17 protein-coding genes are annotated in these 16,292 nt (G+C 75.1%); 6 read left to right on the top strand and 11 right to left on the bottom strand.

All coding sequences use genetic code 11. From position 1 onward, the window contains the following. Positions 1 to 29: 29 nt before the first annotated feature. Positions 30 to 2,912 (bottom strand): ATP-binding protein, encoded by a 2,883-nt coding sequence (locus ACFWVC_RS02900; protein WP_384275188.1) that lies wholly within the window; start codon positions 2,910 to 2,912, stop codon positions 30 to 32. Positions 2,913 to 3,500: 588 nt separating this feature from the next. Beyond that, positions 3,501 to 3,740 (bottom strand): DUF397 domain-containing protein, encoded by a 240-nt coding sequence (locus ACFWVC_RS02905; protein WP_384275196.1) that lies wholly within the window; start codon positions 3,738 to 3,740, stop codon positions 3,501 to 3,503. A 313-nt stretch (positions 3,741 to 4,053) separates the two neighbouring features. Between ACFWVC_RS02905 and ACFWVC_RS02910 the strand changes: the two genes are divergently transcribed. From ACFWVC_RS02910 to ACFWVC_RS02930, 5 genes are all read left to right on the top strand, one after another. Continuing rightward, positions 4,054 to 4,575 carry an isochorismatase family protein gene (locus ACFWVC_RS02910; protein WP_384275204.1) on the top strand — a complete coding sequence of 174 codons (522 nt, stop codon included), beginning with the start codon at positions 4,054 to 4,056 and terminating at the stop codon, positions 4,573 to 4,575. After that, the gene (locus ACFWVC_RS02915) at positions 4,566 to 5,231 is read left to right on the top strand and encodes a phosphotransferase (RefSeq protein ID WP_384275212.1); all 666 of its coding nucleotides are present in this window, start codon (positions 4,566 to 4,568) and stop codon (positions 5,229 to 5,231) included. The genes ACFWVC_RS02910 and ACFWVC_RS02915 overlap by 10 nt, the downstream gene beginning before the upstream one ends. 37 nt (positions 5,232 to 5,268) lie before the next feature. Further along, positions 5,269 to 5,817, top strand: coding sequence for a chloramphenicol phosphotransferase CPT (gene cpt / locus ACFWVC_RS02920; RefSeq protein WP_384275219.1), 549 nt, complete (start codon positions 5,269 to 5,271; stop codon positions 5,815 to 5,817). 223 nt (positions 5,818 to 6,040) lie between these two features. After that, positions 6,041 to 6,613, top strand: a complete 573-nt coding sequence (locus ACFWVC_RS02925; RefSeq protein ID WP_384275227.1) for a cysteine dioxygenase — start codon at positions 6,041 to 6,043, stop codon at positions 6,611 to 6,613. Continuing rightward, complete coding sequence (locus ACFWVC_RS02930; protein WP_384275235.1) at positions 6,610 to 7,041, top strand: rhodanese-like domain-containing protein; 432 nt, start codon at positions 6,610 to 6,612, stop codon at positions 7,039 to 7,041. The genes ACFWVC_RS02925 and ACFWVC_RS02930 overlap by 4 nt, the downstream gene beginning before the upstream one ends. Here the strand turns inward: ACFWVC_RS02930 and ACFWVC_RS02935 are convergent. The 9 genes from ACFWVC_RS02935 to ACFWVC_RS02975 form a co-directional block, all read right to left on the bottom strand. Further along, positions 7,007 to 7,708: an alpha/beta fold hydrolase gene (locus ACFWVC_RS02935; protein ID WP_384275241.1), complete on the bottom strand. Its 702-nt coding sequence runs from the start codon at positions 7,706 to 7,708 to the stop codon at positions 7,007 to 7,009. The two genes, ACFWVC_RS02930 and ACFWVC_RS02935, sit on opposite strands and share 35 nt — an antisense overlap. Before the next feature lie 30 nt (positions 7,709 to 7,738). Continuing rightward, positions 7,739 to 8,551, bottom strand: a complete 813-nt coding sequence (locus ACFWVC_RS02940) for a universal stress protein (protein WP_384275247.1) — start codon at positions 8,549 to 8,551, stop codon at positions 7,739 to 7,741. A 78-nt stretch (positions 8,552 to 8,629) separates the two neighbouring features. Beyond that, positions 8,630 to 9,028, bottom strand: a complete 399-nt coding sequence (locus ACFWVC_RS02945; protein WP_384275251.1) for a hypothetical protein — start codon at positions 9,026 to 9,028, stop codon at positions 8,630 to 8,632. Between the two features lie 243 nt (positions 9,029 to 9,271). After that, a complete protein-coding gene (locus tag ACFWVC_RS02950) occupies positions 9,272 to 11,182 on the bottom strand; it encodes a tetratricopeptide repeat protein (RefSeq protein ID WP_384275256.1) in 1,911 nt (636 codons plus the stop codon). A gap of 109 nt (positions 11,183 to 11,291) precedes the next feature. Then, positions 11,292 to 12,158, bottom strand: a complete 867-nt coding sequence (locus ACFWVC_RS02955) for an oxygenase MpaB family protein (RefSeq protein ID WP_384275263.1) — start codon at positions 12,156 to 12,158, stop codon at positions 11,292 to 11,294. 126 nt (positions 12,159 to 12,284) lie between these two features. Beyond that, positions 12,285 to 13,148, bottom strand: coding sequence for a biotin-dependent carboxyltransferase family protein (locus tag ACFWVC_RS02960; RefSeq protein ID WP_384275271.1), 864 nt, complete (start codon positions 13,146 to 13,148; stop codon positions 12,285 to 12,287). Beyond that, positions 13,145 to 13,777 (bottom strand): allophanate hydrolase subunit 1, encoded by a 633-nt coding sequence (locus ACFWVC_RS02965; protein ID WP_384275279.1) that lies wholly within the window; start codon positions 13,775 to 13,777, stop codon positions 13,145 to 13,147. The genes ACFWVC_RS02960 and ACFWVC_RS02965 overlap by 4 nt, the downstream gene beginning before the upstream one ends. Beyond that, entirely contained in the window at positions 13,774 to 14,538 is a 765-nt protein-coding gene (locus ACFWVC_RS02970) for a LamB/YcsF family protein (protein ID WP_384275286.1), read from the bottom strand. The genes ACFWVC_RS02965 and ACFWVC_RS02970 overlap by 4 nt, the downstream gene beginning before the upstream one ends. Before the next feature lie 39 nt (positions 14,539 to 14,577). Then, a complete protein-coding gene (locus tag ACFWVC_RS02975) occupies positions 14,578 to 15,369 on the bottom strand; it encodes a putative hydro-lyase (protein WP_384275295.1) in 792 nt (263 codons plus the stop codon). Positions 15,370 to 15,477: 108 nt separating this feature from the next. Here ACFWVC_RS02975 and ACFWVC_RS02980 point away from each other — a divergent pair, with 108 nt between their 5' ends. Beyond that, on the top strand, positions 15,478 to 16,176 hold the full coding sequence (locus tag ACFWVC_RS02980; protein WP_384275302.1) for a GntR family transcriptional regulator: 699 nt from the start codon (positions 15,478 to 15,480) through the stop codon (positions 16,174 to 16,176). Positions 16,177 to 16,292: the final 116 nt, after the last annotated feature.

The raw sequence follows: 16,292 nt of genomic DNA on the forward strand, positions 1-16,292 counted from the left end.
GGGCCGCGCACGTGCCCGGGGCCGCCGTCCTACACCGACAGGGCTCGCGGCAGGCCCGCGCGGTCGGTGCCGATCTTGCGGTAGACCGCGGAGAGCAGGCGGGTGACGGTGTCGCCGTCGACGCCGAGCGCGGCCGCGATGTCGGCCTCGTCCGCGCCCCGGGCGGCGTGGGCGGCGGCCGCCCGCTCCTGCGCGGTGAGGGCGTCGGTCTCGGTGGCGCGCAGCCGGCGGGGGCGCAGTCCGGCGGCGGCCAGTTCGTCACGGGCGCGCTCGGCGAGGGCGTCGGCGCCGCAGTGAACGGCGGTCTCCAGTCCGCGGTAGAGCTGCTCGGCCGCGTCCTGGAGATGGGCCTCGCGGCGCAGGGCGGCGCCGTGGTCGACCAGGGCCCGCGCCAGTTCGTAGCCGGCGGGCGACCGCTCCAGATGGCTGACGGCCTCTTGGAGCAGTTTGAGCCGTTCGGGCTCGGGGGCCACCTCGGCGGCCACGCGCAGCGCCTGGCCGATGGTGGAGGCGGTGCCGTACTGGCGGGCGCGTTCGACGGCCTCCGCGGCGGTGGCACGGGCCCGGTCGGGGGTGTCCTGCGCCTCGGCGAGCGCGAGGTGGAGCTGCCACGGGCTCCATGCGGGGTTGCGCATGCCGCGCGGGTCGAGGCGCCGGCCGACCGTGCTCAGCTGCGTGATGGCGTCCTTGACCAAGCCGCGCGCGAGCAGCAGCTCGCCGTAGACGGTCTGGGCGTCGGGGAAGGTGACGGCCGCCGGGAAGGGCTCGCCGAACTCATACTCCTCGGCGAGGGCGGTGGCCTCGGTCACCCGGCCCCGGGCCACCAGGATGGTGATGAGGATGGCGACGCTGTACCAGAGCACGGGGGTGCCCCGGCCGACGCGGTCCGCCAGTCGCAGGCCGTCGCGGGCGAAGTCCTCGGCCTCGGCGAGGCGGCCGCGCCGGTAGCGGACGTAGCCGAGGAGGGAGTAGCCGAAGGCGAGATGGGCGCCGCGCCAGCCCTGGCGCTCGTAGTCACCGATGCCGACGGCGAACAGCTCCTCCGCGCGGCCCGGCCGGTCGGCGTACATGTAGGTCATCGCGACGAGGACGGGTACCTCGAATCCGAAGTCCTCGCTGGCCCAGGGCAGGCTGCCGGTCAGGGCGCGGTCGGAGTGGCGCAGGGCGCTCTCGGCGGGCTCGCCGCGCAAGGTGGCGTCCCAGGCGCGCAGTCCGATGATGTACCGCTCGGTGAGGTCGCGGCCGGTCAGCCGGTCGGCCAGGCGGGCCAGCCGGCGGGAGCGGGCGGGTGAGTCCGGCTCGTCGCTGCGGAAGGCGTCCCACATGAACTGCTCTTCCTGCATGCGCAGGCGGGTACGGGCGTTGCCGGCCGTGCGGGCGGCCTGCCCCACGGTGTCGGCGGCCTCGCCCAGCCGGTCGGAGTGGGCGAGGGCCTGGGAGAGCCGGTAGATGATCGCGGCGCGCAGCCCGGCGTCGGCGATGGGCTCCTCCAGCGCCGCGCGGAGGTGGTTCACGGTGGTGGCGGGCTCGCTGAGCAGTGAGGAGCAGCCGAGTTCGAAGAGGACCGCGGCCCGGTCGTCGTAGGCGGGAGGTTCCCGCAGCGCGCGGGCCAGATAACGGCGGGCGGCGTCGGGGGCGCCCGCGCGCGTGGTGTCGCGGGCGGCCTGGCGGAGCTGCGCGACGACCCAGGGGTCGCCCTCGGGATGGGTCTCCAGCAGGTGCCGGGCGGCGACGGAGGGCCCGAGGCCGGCGTCGACGACCGACCAGGCGGCCTGCCCGTGCAGGGCGACGCGGATCGCGTCGGGGATCGCCCGGTAGACGGCGGTGGCGATCAGCGGGTGGACGAACTCCAGGATGTCGCTGCCGGTGAGGATGCGGGCCTTGCGCAGCCGGTCCGCCGCGTCGGCCGCCTCCTCGCCGCCGAGGCCCGCCACACTGGCGGCGATCGCCGGGGAGATGGACGTGCCCAGGACGGCGGCGGCCCAGGCCATGCGCACGGTGGAGGCGCCGAGCCGTTCCAGCCGGGCGATGAGTCCGCTGCCCTTGGCGGCGGCCGCCAGGTCGCGCAGCAGGTGGGCGCTGGACTCCTCGGGGTTCAGCCGCCGGTCGACGACCTTGGCGGTGAGCTCCACGGCCTCGAAGGGGTTTCCGGCGGTGACGGCCCAGCACTCACGGCAGAAGGCGTCGTCGGCGTGGTCGCCGACCGTGGCGCGCACCAACTGCCCGATGGCCGCGGCACTCAGCGGCTCCAGGCCGAGCGGACGGCTCCCGGAGCGGTCGGGCAGACCGCGGAACGCCTCAGCCGTGGGCGGGAGTTCGTCGGGCCGGTAGGCGACGACGACGAGCATGGGCAGTTCCTCGGCGCGGGGCGCGAACGAGGAGAGCCAGCGCAGGGATTCGGGGTCGGCCCAGTGGGCGTCGTCGAGGACGAGGACCACGGGCGCGCGCCGCACGGCGATGTGGGTGAGGACCCAGTCGAGTCCGTCGCCGATGCCCTGGGGGTCGGGGGGCGCGCCGCCCTCGGCGGTGCACAGGCCGAGCGCGGGGCCGACGATGCCGTACCAACTGCCCAGCGTGTTGCGGAGTTCCGCCTCGCCGGCGCCGGCGAGCTGGGGCTGCAGCAGTTGGCGGGCGACGTGGAAGGCCACGCCCTGCTCCTGGTCGCCGCCGCGGGCGAAGAGCACCGTGCAGCCGAGCGCGGAGGCCCGGCGTCGGGTCTCGGTGAGCAGGGTCGTCTTGCCGAGGCCGGCCGGGGCCGCCACCGCGAGCAGTCCGCCGCGGCGCGGGCCGACGTGCTGCTGGGCCCCGTCGGCCCTGATGCCGGTGAGTTCGGCCAGCGCCTCGTCGACGGCCACCAGTTCCGCTTCGCGCTCGAGCAGTGGCCGCCGGGACTTCGGCGTGCGCTGTGTCATGTGTGCACCCCCTGGCCCTGATGGCCCTCGTGGCCCTGACCCGGCGCGCGCCGGAGCACGCCGTTGCCGTAGACGATCGGACGCCTGTCCGGTGACATCTCAGCGTACGCCCACGGGAACGCTGGGTGAGTGGATAGAGGTGAACTGGTGCCGCCTGTTCGCTATCGTCCGCGCCGTGATCGGCTTCTTTCGACATGGCACGTCATCACACGTCATCGCACGCCATCACGCGGCAGAACCACCCGAATGTTCCGTCGGCGCAGGCGTAATACGGAAGAAACGCCGTGCCGCACTCAAGGGCGTTGGACACAGTGGTGGTTCGGACGGACGGAACACCACGGCGCGAGCTTACAGATCGGCATGACGGACCGTCAAGAACGATCAGGGCGGGGGCGCGGTGACGGCCCCGCGGTCGCATGACGGCTTCTCAGGCCGTGGGGACTGGAGTTCGACCGGGTGGCCCACGGGGTTCCCGTGGGGACGGGCGGTCGCGATGCGCGGATCGCGCCGCCCACCCGGGTGAGCCGGCGGCTCGCCGTCGTCCACGGAGCGGGCCGCCGCATTGGCGCCCGGCCCGGAAGCGGCCCGCTACGTCAGGTCGAACTCGCCGTCACGGGCGCCGAGAACGAAGGCGCGCCACTCCGCGGGCGTGAAGACCAGGGAGGGACCCTCCGGGTTGCGGCCGTCTCTCATCGCGATGTAGCCCTCGACGAAGGCGATCTGCACATCGCCCGTCCCCTGGCTGCTCGACTGCCACTCGGCGTTCACCAGATCCAGCTGCGGCTTCGTCCCGCCCGCCAACGGCGATCCGATCGTGCTCTCGGCCACGTCCGCTCTCCTCCCGACTGCGTCGTCCGGGCCAGCCTAGCGAGGGTGCCGGGGCCCGGACAGGTCATGGGAGAACCTGCCCGGCCCCGGTACCGGTTCATGCCCGCTTCACCCTCCGGGGTGTCGGGACCCCCGGCCGCCGGGAGAAGAAGCGCGGGCCGCCGCCACCCGGGTGAGCCGGCGCCCGCCGCACCCCCGGCCACGCGGCGGCCGAGCGCGGCGCTCTGGGCCCGTCACCACGGAATACGCGCCTCCGGCCGCCGATTTCGACGTCACCGGGGCGGGCCGGGGCGAGTGTCCTTAGGGTGTGGCCATGACGCGTCTCGACCCGCAGCGCACGGCACTTCTCGTGATCGATCTGATGGACCGCATCGTGGGCCTGCCGTTGGCCCCGCACTCCGGACGCGAGGTCGTCGCCGCGTCCTCGGCGCTCGCCGCGGCGTTCCGCAAGGCGGGGGCGCCGGTGTTCCTCGTACGGGTCGAGCGCCCGGGCGTCGACGAGCAGCCGCCCGGCAGTGACCTGGTGGCGGGCCTGGCCGAGGACGGTGACACCGTGGTCGTCAAGCGCACGGTCGGCGCGTTCCACCGCACTGGTCTGGACGAACTGCTGCGCGGGCAGGGCATCGACACCCTGGTGCTGTGCGGCGTCGCGACCAACATGGGGGTGGAGTCGACCGCGCGGGCCGCCGCCGACCACGACTACGAACTCCACTTCGCCGAGGACGCGATGGCCGCCCTGACGGCCGAGGAGCACAGCGCCGCCGTGGCCCAGGACCTCCCGCGCTTCGGAGAGGTCGCCACGGCCGCCGGGCTCGCCGCCGCCCTGTGGAACTGATCGGCCGCGGCCGGGACGCGGACGTCTTCGCCCTCGACGGCTCCCGCGTACTGCGCCGCTACCGGCACGGCGGACCGGCCCGCGAGGAGGCCCGCCTCATGGCGTACCTCGCCGCGCGGGGCTGCCCCGTGCCCCGCGTCCACGAGGTGACCGACTCCGACATGGTCATGGACCGGCTCACCGGTCCCACCATGGCGCAGGACCTCGGCCGCCGCCCCTGGCTCGCCCACGCGCACGGACGCACGCTGGGCCGCCTCCAGGCCGCGCTGCACCACGTCGCGGCCCCGGACTGGCTGCCGCGGCGCTTCCCCGCCGGCGGGGACGGCGACGACCGCGTCCTCCACCTGGACCTGCACCCCGAGAACGTGGTTCTCACCCCCGGCGGACCGGTGGTCATCGACTGGCGTACCGCCGCGGCCGGCGATCCGGCCGCCGACGCCGCGCTGACCGTGGCCGTGCTGCGCGGGGTCGTGCTCGGCAGGACGCAGCGGGCCGGGGTCCGGGTCCTGCTGCGCGGCTTCCTCAAGGAGTGCGCCGTGGACCCGGCCCCGCGCCTGGCCGAGGCGGTCGCCGCCCGGCTCTCCGACCCCAACCTGCGGCCGGAGGAGGCGGAACGGCTACGCCGGCTCTCCCCCCGGACACCGGGCGGCAATTGAGTCGCCTACCGCGGCGCAGGGCACCTAGCCTGGGACGATGGCTCCCCGCGTGATCGTTCTCAACGGCGGCTCCAGCTCGGGCAAGTCCGGCATCGCGCGCTGCCTCCAGGCGTTGCTGCTCCCGGAGACCTGGCTCACCTTCGGCGTCGACACCCTGGTCGAGGGGCTGCCGGCCGCGCTGCGCGCCTCGGAATCGGGACCCGGCATCGCCTTCGGCGCCGACGGCGAGGTCACGGTCGGAGCGGAGTTCCGGGCGCTGGACGAGGCCTGGGCGCGGGGCATCGGGGAGATGGCACGGTCGGGGGCGCGGGTGATCGTGGACGAGGTGTTCCTCGGCGGGGCGGTGTCGCAGGACCGCTGGCGGCGGGCCCTGGACGGGCTGGACGTGCTGTGGGTCGGGGTGCGCTGCGCCCCCGTGGTGGCCGAGGGGCGGGAGACCGCGCGCGGCGACCGCGTGCCGGGAATGGCGGTCGCGCAGGCCGGCCTGGTGCACCGCGGAGTGATCTACGACCTCGAAGTGGACACGACACAAACGGAGTCCATGGACTGCGCGCGGACCATCGCCGCCCGCGTTTCGCCCATGTGACGAGTGCGACCAGGGGCGCGACGCGGGACCCGTCCTGTGGTTTCATGGGCTCATGCGCACGAACATCTGGAATTTGGGGCCGCTGTGGCCCTGCCGCCGTGCGCATCACTTCGACCAGAGCTGTCGCCGGGGCTGACGTCCGCCCTCGTCCCGACCGACCCTCGTCGACGCCTCCCCGCGGTGCCGTGAGGCGTCAGGCGTTCATTGCTCTGGAGCGATTCCCATGGCCCTGCACGACAGGGCGGGCGGTCCCACCCCGCTCGTCCTCCCCCAGTTGCGCGCCCTCGTGCGCGGCTACGCCGAAGCCGTCGCGGACGGCACGCACCAGCCCGTCCACCTGGCGGACCAGCGCTGGTACACGCGACTGCATCAAGACCCCTACGTCGACGTCTGGCTGATCACCTGGCCGCGCGACACCTCCACCGAACTCCACGACCACGCGGGGTCGCTCGGCGCGCTCACCGTCGTCAGCGGCGTCCTCACCGAGCACCGCTGGACGTACGACCGCGAGGGCCACGGCCGGATCACCGGACGCGAACTGGCGGCGGGCCGCGGGGCCGGCTTCCCCCTCGGGCATGTGCACGACGTCGTCAACGCCTCCACAGCGCCCGCGGTGAGCGTGCACGCCTACTCGCCGCCGCTGACGGCGATGGCCTACTACGCGGTCGACGACACCGGCTCGCTGCGCCGCACGCGTACGGTGCTGACCGACGCGCCGGAACCGGCGGCCGCCCTGCCGGCCCCTCCCGTGCCGGCGCTGTCCCCGTCCGCAGTCCTCCCGGAGGCCGTCCGATGACCGGGCCCGCCGCAGCCCCCGTCCCGTCCGGCATCGACCGGATGCTCGCCCGCGCCCGGGACCGTCTGCGCAGGATCGGCCCCCACGAGGCGGCGGCCGAACTGGCGGCGGGCGACGCCCTGCTCGTCGACATCCGGCCGGCCGCGCAGCGGGCCCGGGAGGGCGAGTTCGCCGACGCGCTGGTCATCGAGCGCAATGTGCTGGAGTGGCGGCTCGACCCGCTCAGCGACGCGCGCATCCCCGAGGCGACCGGGCACGACGTGCGCTGGATCGTGGCCTGCTCCGAGGGCTACACCTCCAGCCTCGCGGCCGCGTCCCTCCACGACATCGGGCTGCCGCGCGCCACCGACCTCGAAGGCGGCTTCCAGGCCTGGCGGGCCGCGGGGCTGCCGGTCACGGGCGGCGAGGAGCCGCCAGGAACGAGATGACCTCGGCGAGGAAGCGCTCCGGCTGGTCCTCGTGGACCAGGTGCCCGGCATCGGTCGTGACCAGTCGCGCGCCGGGGATGCGTGCGGCGATCCGCTCGATCCCCTCCTGGGAGACATGACTGGCCGGGCCGCCGGTGATCACCAGCGCGGGGCAGGTGATCCGGCCCAGCAGCTCCCACCAGCCGGGATCGGGGGCGTTGATCCACCGGTTGACGGCCGCGACGACCCGCCAGTCGAACGTCTCCCCGCCGTCGGGCGCGGTGGGCACCGCCCGCGGCGGCACCGCGGGGTCCGGGGGCACGGGCTCCTCCAGTACGAGCGAGGTCAGCCGTTCCGGACCGGCTGCGGCCAGCAGGTACGCCACGACCGCGCCCATCGAGTGCCCGACCAGGGCCACCTGTCCGAGGCCGAGCGCGTCGAGAAAGCCCGCGACGTCGTCGCGCATGGCCTCGAAGGCGTACTCCCCCGGCCACTGGCTCGCGCCGTGGCCGCGCAGATCGGGCGCGTACACCTTGTGCGTCCGCGCCAGCGCGGGGACGACCGGCGCCCAGTCCGCGCCGTCCGACCCGCGCCCGTGCAGCAGGACCAAGGGCGGGGCCTCGGGATCACCCCAGGCGCGGTAGGCCAGCCGGATGCCGTTCACGTGCATCGTACGAAGATCTTCCACACGCCCGACGCTACCCCGGCGCCGGGAGCCTCATTCGTACGGGACCACGGCCACCGGGCAGAGCGCGTGGTGCAGCACGGCGAACGCGGTCGGCCCCAGGCAGGCGGGCTGATGGGTGCGGCGGCCGATGACCAGCAGGCACGCGCCGGCGGCGGCGTCGACGAGCGCCTGCGCGGCGTTGCCCGCGACGACCTCCTGCGCCATCTCCACACCCGGCGCCTTCTCCCGCCAGGGGTCCAGCGCGGCCGCGACGGCGTGCTTCTCGCCCGCCCCGATCTCCGCGCCGCAGGCCGGGTCCATCGCCGCGGGGGCGTACCGGTACATCGGCGGATAGGACCAGGTGTGGACCGCCCGCAGCGGCGTACCGCCGCGCTGTGCGGCCTCCACGGCGAATGCGGTCACGTCGGCGGCGCCCTGCCGCAGGGCAAGGCCCAGCACGACCGGCCGGGGGTCCTGCACCTCGGGCGCGCGGCCGCTCTCGCGGACCACCACGACGGGACGCTTCGCGCGGGCCAGCGTGGCCTGGCCGACCGACCCCACGACGTAACCGGACAGCCCGCTCAGTCCCTGCGAGCCCAGCGCCAGCAGCTCGCTCCGCCCGGCCTCCGCCACCAGCAACTCCGCCGGCGGGGCGTCCGCCACGTCCGTGGTCACCGCCAGTCCGGGATGGGTGGCCGCCAGCTCCTCCGCGGCCTCGCGCAGCATCCCGTCCCCGTACGGGTGACCGCCCGCGTGCACCACCCGCAGCGGGACGTTCCGCCGCACCGCCTCGCACGCCGCCCAGCGCACCGCCGCACGGCTCTCCGGCGACCTGTCCAAGCCCACGGTCACGGGTCGGATCATCGGACGCGCCTCCCTCCACCCACCACCACCCCCACAGTAGGCGCCCCCGCCCCGCGCGGCGCCCCGGTGACCGCCCGATCAGGTCAGCCGCAGGTCCCCCGCCCGGCTGTCGCACCGCACCCGCCCGGCGGCGAACGCGATCTCGACCGCGACGCGCCCCGTGTGCTCCCCGTACTCCTCGCCGACCGCCGTCACGAGCTGCCCGAGGTGGGCCCCGAACGGCGTCCCCTCCGCGATCGGCCCGACCTCGACCCGGCCGTGCGCGCCCATGTCGTACCCCGTGTGCGGCTGCCCCTCGTCCACGATCAGGCACCAGTCGGAGCCGGTGGTGAGGTGCACGGACCTCCCGGCGGCGTCGATCAGCCACATGTCCAGGGGGCCGCTCCGAGCCGCGGCCTCAGTCCGGTGCCAGGAGGTGACCACGCGCTCCAGCCGCCTCCCGACGAGGGCCACGGCGGGCAGCCCGGGTCCGTGCACCGGGCAGGGCCGATCCCTGGGGGGGGAGTCGTTCCTGCGGGCGGCCGTACCGGGCGGGGCGCAGAGGGCGTTCGTCGTTTCCGGCACGGCGCCGGAAGGCGGCGTTCCCCGGATGCCCCCGCGGCGGTTCGCGCGGACGGCGACCGCCGCCCACGCTCCCGGTGCCGGGCCCGCACCCAGAGCTCGTACGGGTACCGGTATCGCGCGCCAACGTGCGGAACCGGCGCATATTCTGACGCAGCGTCAGCCAGGCTGGCCGGCCGCCGCACCGGCCGGCGGCCGCGCGGGACGACCGAGGCGTTCCAGACACTGGGCCTCGTCGGCGCGGCTGGCCTGGGTGTCGGGATGGCCCGCGCCCAGGACGCCTTCGCGGGCCGCCGCCACCTGGCCGTGCAGCACCAGTGCCTCATCCCACTGCCCCAGCCAGCCGAGCGCGACGGCGGCCTCGCGGCGGCTGACGAGGGTGTCCCGGTGGTCGGCGCCGAGCACGCGTTCGCGGGCGTCCGCGACCGCGCGGGCCTCGGCCAGCGCGTCCTGCCAGCGCCCGAGGCGGCCCAGGTTGAGGCCGAGGCCGTGCCGGGCGCGGAGGGTCTCGGGGTGGTCCGGGCCGCTGACCCGGGCGCGGATCTCCGCCAGGTCGGTGTACAGCGCGCACGCCTCGGCGTACATGCCCATCCGGCCGAGGCAGGCGCCCAGTTCGTACCGTGCGGCGAGGGTCTCCGGATGCTCGGGGCCCAGGGCGCGGGCACGCGTGGCGGCGATGCGGTCGTACTCCAGGCGGGCCTCGGACCAGCGGCCCAGCAGGTCGAGCAGATGCGCCGTCTCGCCGAAGGTGGTGAGGGTGTCGGGGTGGTCCGGGCCCAGCACCCGGGCGCGGGAGGCCCCGACCTCGGCCGCCAGGGTGTGGGCGTCGGCGGTGCGGCCCAGGCGGCCCAGCGTCACGGCGAGGTTGTGCCGGCAGTGCAGCGTGTCGGGGTGGTCGACGCCCTGCCGGCGTTCACGGGCGGCCAGCACGGTGGCGTACGCCGCGTGCGCCTCGGTGTGGCGGCCCAGCCTGCCGAGGGTGTACGCCGCCTCCTGGAGCGCGGCCAGCGTGTCGGGGTGGTCCGGGCCGAGCCGGCCCGCACGCGCGGCGGCGACGTCCTCGTACGTACGCAGCGCCTCGGCGGCGCTCGCCTGCGGCCGGCCCTCCGCCACCCGCAGGCCGGGCGGCCCCGGCTGCAGTCCGGCCCGCCGCGCCCACGGCGGCAGGTCCGGCCGGGCCGCCGGGTCGGGGTCGGGGGCGGCGGCGCCTCGCAGCGGCGCCAGGCGGGCGCTGACGTCGGACGCGCTCTGCGGACGGTGCGCGGGCTCCTTGGCGAGCAGATCGAGGATGAGGCGGTCCAGCCCGGCGGGGAGGTCCGGGCGGTGCTCGCGCGGCGGCACAGGCGGGGTGTCGCGGTGGCCCACCAGCACGGCCCAAGCGTCGTCGTAGTCGAACGGCGGGGCGCCGGTGGCCAGTTCGTAGAGCACGCAGCCGAGCGAGTACAGGTCGCTGCGGTGGTCGATCTCCTCGTCGGCGCCGATCTGCTCCGGCGACATGTAGTGCGGGGTGCCCATGGCGACGCCGGTCCCGGTCAGCCGGGAGGTGAAGCCGATGTCGTGGCCGAGCCGTGCGATGCCGAAGTCGCAGATCTTGACGGCGCCGTCGGTGAGCCGCACGACGTTGGCGGGCTTCAGGTCGCGGTGCACGATGCCGCGCGCGTGCGTGTACGCGAGGGCGTCGGTGATCTGCGCGGCGATGTCGGTGACGTCCGCCACGGGCAGCGGCTCGCCGCCGTTGTCCTCCAGCAGCCGGCGCAGGTCCCGCCCCTCCAGGAGCTCCATGACGAGGAAGAGCACGCCCTCGTACTCGCCGAAGTCGTGCACGACGGTGATCCCGCGGTGCGGCAGCGCCGCCGCGACCCGGGCCTCCCGGCGGAACCGCTCCTGCAGGACCCGGCCCGCCGACGGGTCCATCGTCGGGCTGAGCTGCTTCAGGCACTTGACGGCGACCTCCCGCCCCAGTGCCTCGTCCTCGGCCCGCCAGACCTCGCCCATACCGCCCCGGCCGATACGTTCCAGCAGCCGGTAGCGTCCCTGCAGCAAGGTGTCGCCGTCGTGTACCGCCTTCATGCCGCGCGCCGCCCCCGTCGTTCCCTGACTCGCCCCTCCCCCAGTATGGCCGCGCGGGCGGCCGATCGGCATATCGCCGTTGGGCGTATCCGCGACGGGCAGAGCGCGATCAGATCCCGGAGCGGGCCCGCTCGCGCAGCCGGTACGCCGACGGATGCGTCCCCGGGCCGAGCCGGCCCACCGCCTTCAGGATGTGGCCGGGCGGCAACTGCCAGCGCAGGTACGACGGGACCGCCCGCAGCACGCGCCCCGTGGCGCGCAGTCGCCGTACGGTCACGGGCACCGACGGCGCGGGCCGCCCGTACAGCTCGTGGGCGAAGGGCGGCAGCGCGGCGTACGCCAGGTCGGCGGCCTGCCGCCACAGCGCCTCGCGCAGGGGCAGCAGCGCCGTGGGGACGGGCGGCCTGCGCAGGAAGGCGTGGACCTCCAGGGCCTCGGGTGTGAGGGCCAGTTCGGGCCGGATCTTCTCGAAGTACACCGACAGCTCCGCGGTGTCGGCCGGGACGCCCGCCGGGTCCAGGCCCACCAGGCGCGCCGCCTCGCGTTGTTCGTCGACGTAGGCGTCGGCCTGCGCCTCGCTCAGCCGGTATCCGGAGCCGCGGGCGACCGACAGATAGGAGTCGATCTCCGCGCAGTGCACCCACAGCAGCAGTTCCGGGTCGTCGACCCCGAACCGCGCGCCGCTGTCCGGGTCCTGCGCGCTGAGCCTGCGGTGGATGCCGCGCACCCGCGCGCCGGCCCGCTCGGCCTCCAGGGTCGTCCCGTACGTGATCGTGCCGACGAAGTCCGCCGTCCGCAGCAGCCGGCCCCAGGAGTCCTTGCGGAAGTCGGAGTTCTGCGTCACGCCCCGTACGGCCCGGGGGTGCAGTGCCTGCAGATACAGAGCCCTGACTCCGGCGACCCACATCATGGGGTCTCCGTGCATCTGCCAGGTGACCGATGCGGGCCCGAAGAGCCCGGGGTCCGTGTCGCGCATGGCTCCCCCTTCCGGATGGGCCCAGCATAGGACCGCGCGCTCCGATCGGCGCTCTGCCGCACCGGGCGGCGCGAACACCGCCCCGAGGCCCGGGCGCCGGACTCCGCCGCGCCCCTTGCCGTGTCCTCAGCGCACGAGGGTGAACCGGACGGGCAGACCCGGTGCCGCCTGGGCCGCTGCGGCCAGGTGGCGTTCGGGGACGACGCCGATGACCGGGTAGCCGCCGGTGGTCGGGGAGTCGGCGAGGAACAGCACGGGCCGGCCGTCGGGGGGCACTTGGACCGCGCCGACGACCATGCCCTCGCTGGGCAGTTCACGCTCCACGGCCCGCTCCAGCGCGGGGCCCGTCATCCGCAGCGCGATGCGGTTGCTGCGCGGGGAGACGGCGTAGCGGCCCGCGGTGAGGGTGCGCAGCGCGACGGGGGTGAACCAGTCGTCGCGCGGGCCGAGGAGGACCGGCAGCACCAGTTCGCCCGGCGGGCCCTGCCAGGGCGGCAGGTCGGTGTGGACCGGCGGGCCCGCCGGTTCGCCCAGCGGCAGCACGTCGCCGTCCTTGAGCGGCGCGGGGCCGAGTCCCGACAACAGGTCGGCGGAGCGGCTGCCCAGCACCTCCGGCACGGCGACACCCCCGTCGACGGCCAGGTAGCTGCGCACTCCGCTCGCGGCGGGGCCGACGTCGAGGACCGCGCCGGCCGGGACGTGCACGGGCTCGGCCCAGGCCGCCGGGCGGCCGTCCACCCGGACGGCCGCGGGGGCGCCGGTGACCACGGCCGTGAGGGCGCGGCCGGCCCGGACGGCGACCCCGGTGAGCGTGGTCTCCAGGGTGGCCGCCCCCGCGGGATTGCCGGCCAGGCGGTTGGCAAGCCGGTGCGCGGGCCGGTCCAGGGCCCCGGAGCGGGCCACGCCGAGCGCGGCGTGCCCGTACCGCCCGAGATCCTGGACCGTGGTGAGGGCTCCGGCCCGTACGACGTCGAGAGTGCCGTCGCTCACGCGTCCCCCTCCGCGTCCCCGACGGGCGTGAAGCGCACACGCGTCCCCGGCACAAGGAGCGCGGCGGGCTCACGCCCGAGGTCCCACAGACGGACCCCGGTCGTGCCGATCACCTGCCAGCCGCCGGGCGACTCCCGCGGGTAGATGCCGGTGTAGTGGCCGGCGAGCGCGACGGAACCGGCGGGGACGGCGGTGCGGGGCTCGGCCCGCCGGGGCACGGCATGGCGCTCGTCCATGCCCGTCATGTAGGCGAAGCCGGGCGCGAACCCGCAGAAGGCGACGCGGTGTTCGGTGGCGGAGTGCAGCCGCACGACCTCGTCCCGCGGCACCCCCCAGGCCTCGGCGACCACGCCGAGGTCCTCGCCGTCGTAGCGGACGGGGATGTCCACCAGGGGGCCGCTGTCCGCCGGCAGGGGCCGCACCGGCCGGTCGCGCAACGCGGCGCGTACGGCGGGGAGATCGGGGACGCCGTTCAGCAGCACGGTCCGGTCCCCCGGCACGATCTCGCGGACGGACGCGAGGGCGCCCTCGCCCCGGCGGCGCAGGAGTTCGGCGTGCCAGGCCTGGGCCTGCTCGGAGGAGTCGAGGTCGAGCAGGAGCGCGTCCTCCCCGACCGGGAGGAGCCTCATGCGAAGGCCTCCAGCCCGATGCCGGCCTCGCCGAGGGCGGTGCGGACCCGGCGGGCGAGGTCCACGGCGCCGGGCGTGTCCCCGTGCAGGCACAGGGACCTGGCGCGGACCGGGACGGTCTCGCCCGTGATCGCGGCGACCTGGCCGTCACGGGCCAGGGCGACGGCCTGCCGTACGACGTGGGCGGGGTCGGTGATGACCGCGCCGGGCGTGCGGCGCGGTACGAGGGTTCCCTCCGCGGTGTAGGCGCGGTCCGCGAAGGCCTCCGCGACGGTGGGGAGCCCGAGTTCCGCCGCCGCCTGGTGCAGGGCGGAGCCGGGCAGGCACAGCAGGGGAAGTGCGGGGCCGGCGAGCCGGGCGCCGCGCGCGACCGCGAGGGCCTGTCCGGGGTCGGCGACCACGCGGTTGTAGAGGGCGCCGTGCGGTTTGACGTACGCGACGCCCGTGCCGGCGGCGCGCGCGAACACCTCCAGCGCGCCGATCTGGTAGCTGATCTCGTCGGCCAGTTCCTCCGGGGGCACCTCCATCGCCCGGCGCCCGAATCCGGCCAGGTCCCGGTAGGAGACCTGGGCGCCGATCCGGACGCCGGCGGCCGCGGCGCGGTCGCACACGCGGCGCATGATGGCCGGGTCGCCGGCGTGGAATCCGCAGGCCACGTTGGCGCTGGTCACCACGGCGAGCATGGCCTCGTCGTCGGTCAGGGACCAGCGTCCGAAGCCCTCGCCGAGGTCCGCGTTGAGATCCATCACGGTGTGTGTCATGGGTGGTGCCGCTCTCCTCGCAACCGTACGGGCGCCGGCTCACGCGACCTGTTGGTCGATGTCCCGTATGTCGGTGATGAACATGTACCCCGGCGCGTGGGTGATCGCGAACGGCGGACGCGAGGCCGTCAGCGCGGCCTGCACCGTGACGCCGCAGGCCCAGAAGACGGGCACGTCGCCGGGCTCGGCGCGCACGGGGTCGCCGTAGTCGGGGCGGTTCAGGTCGACGATGCCCAGGGCGGCCGGGTCGCCGATGTGGAAGGGGCCGCCCTGGGCATCGCGGACGCCTGGCGTCCGGGCGCCGGCCCGGATCGCGGTGCCGACGAGCCGCGCCGGGACCGGCCGCATGGACACCACGACGGGGCCCCACAGCCGGCCGCCGGGGCGGCAGTATCGGTTGGTGCGGTACATCGCGGCGTTGCGCCCCTGGTCGAGATGGCGCAGCGGTACTCCGGCGCCACGCAGCGCGGCCTCGAGGGTGAAGCCGCTCCCGATGAGGAAGGCGACCATGTCGTCACGCCAGTGGGCGACGACGTCGCGCGGCTCGTCGACCAGTACCCCGTTCTCCCACACCCGGTAGCGCGGGAGGTCGGTGCGCAGGTCGGCGCCGGGGGCGAGCGCGGTGCTCCGGGCGCCGGGACCGGTGATGTCGAGCAGCGGGCACGGCCTGGGGTTGCGCCGGCAGAACAGGGCCACGTCATGGGCCCAGTCGGCGGGCACGGCGATCAGGTTCACCTGCGTGTGGGCCGAGCACCAGCCGGTGGTGAGCCGGGTGGTGCCCTCCCGGAACATCGACCGGGCCGCCGACGGGGTCAGAAGGGATTCCTTCACAGTTGCCACCCTAGATTCTCGTTGAACAATCCGACAAGGAACCTGTTGTCTCGTTCCCGGGTTTTCGATTGACTGAGGCCCTGCGAGCCGCGAGACGAGGGATGTGACATGGCAGCCGAGCTCGATCCGGCCGTTCTGGCCGGCGACCGCGCCCTGCTGGAGCGTTCCAGCACCGCCGACCGGGTCGCGGACATCCTGCGCGCCCGGATCGCCGAGGGTTTCCTGTCCCCCGGCACCAAGCTGTCCGAGGACGCCATCGGTACCGCCCTCGGTGTCTCGCGCAACACGCTGCGCGAGGCGTTCCGGCTGCTCACGCACGAGAAGCTGCTCGTCCACGAGCTCAACCGCGGGGTCTTCGTGCGGGTCCTGACCGTGCAGGACGTGGTGGACATCTACCGGGTGCGCCGCCTCGTCGAGTGCTCGGTGGTCCGCCATCTCGGCGCCCCCCCGTACGACCTGGCGAACGCGGAGGCCGCCGTCGAGGAGGGCGAGCGGACCGCCGGGGACGGCGACTGGCGGGGCCTGGGCACCGCCGACATCCACTTCCACCACGCGGTGGTGGACCTGGCGCACAGCCGCCGGCTGACCGAGCTGATGACCGGCGTCCTCGCCGAACTCCGCCTGGCCTTCCACGCGATGGACAACCCGCGCGAGTTCCACGAGCCCTACCTCGGCCGCAATCGCGAACTGCTGACCGTGCTGCGGGCCGCCGATCTCGTCAAGGCCGAGCTGCTGCTCACGTCATACCTGGACGACGCGGAACGGCAGCTCGTCCGGCGCTACTCGGAGACCATCGCCCTCACGTGAGTCACGTCGTCGTTCACGGTCGGGGGACTGAGCGGGGCAGCTGTCATGGCGACCTCACAGTGGCAGGCGGAGCTGCGGACCGGGCGTGTCGACCAATGTAAGGATTGTTCAACGAT

It is taken from the genome of Streptomyces sp. NPDC058691 (assembly GCF_042714775.1).
Lineage (GTDB): Bacteria > Actinomycetota > Actinomycetes > Streptomycetales > Streptomycetaceae > Actinacidiphila.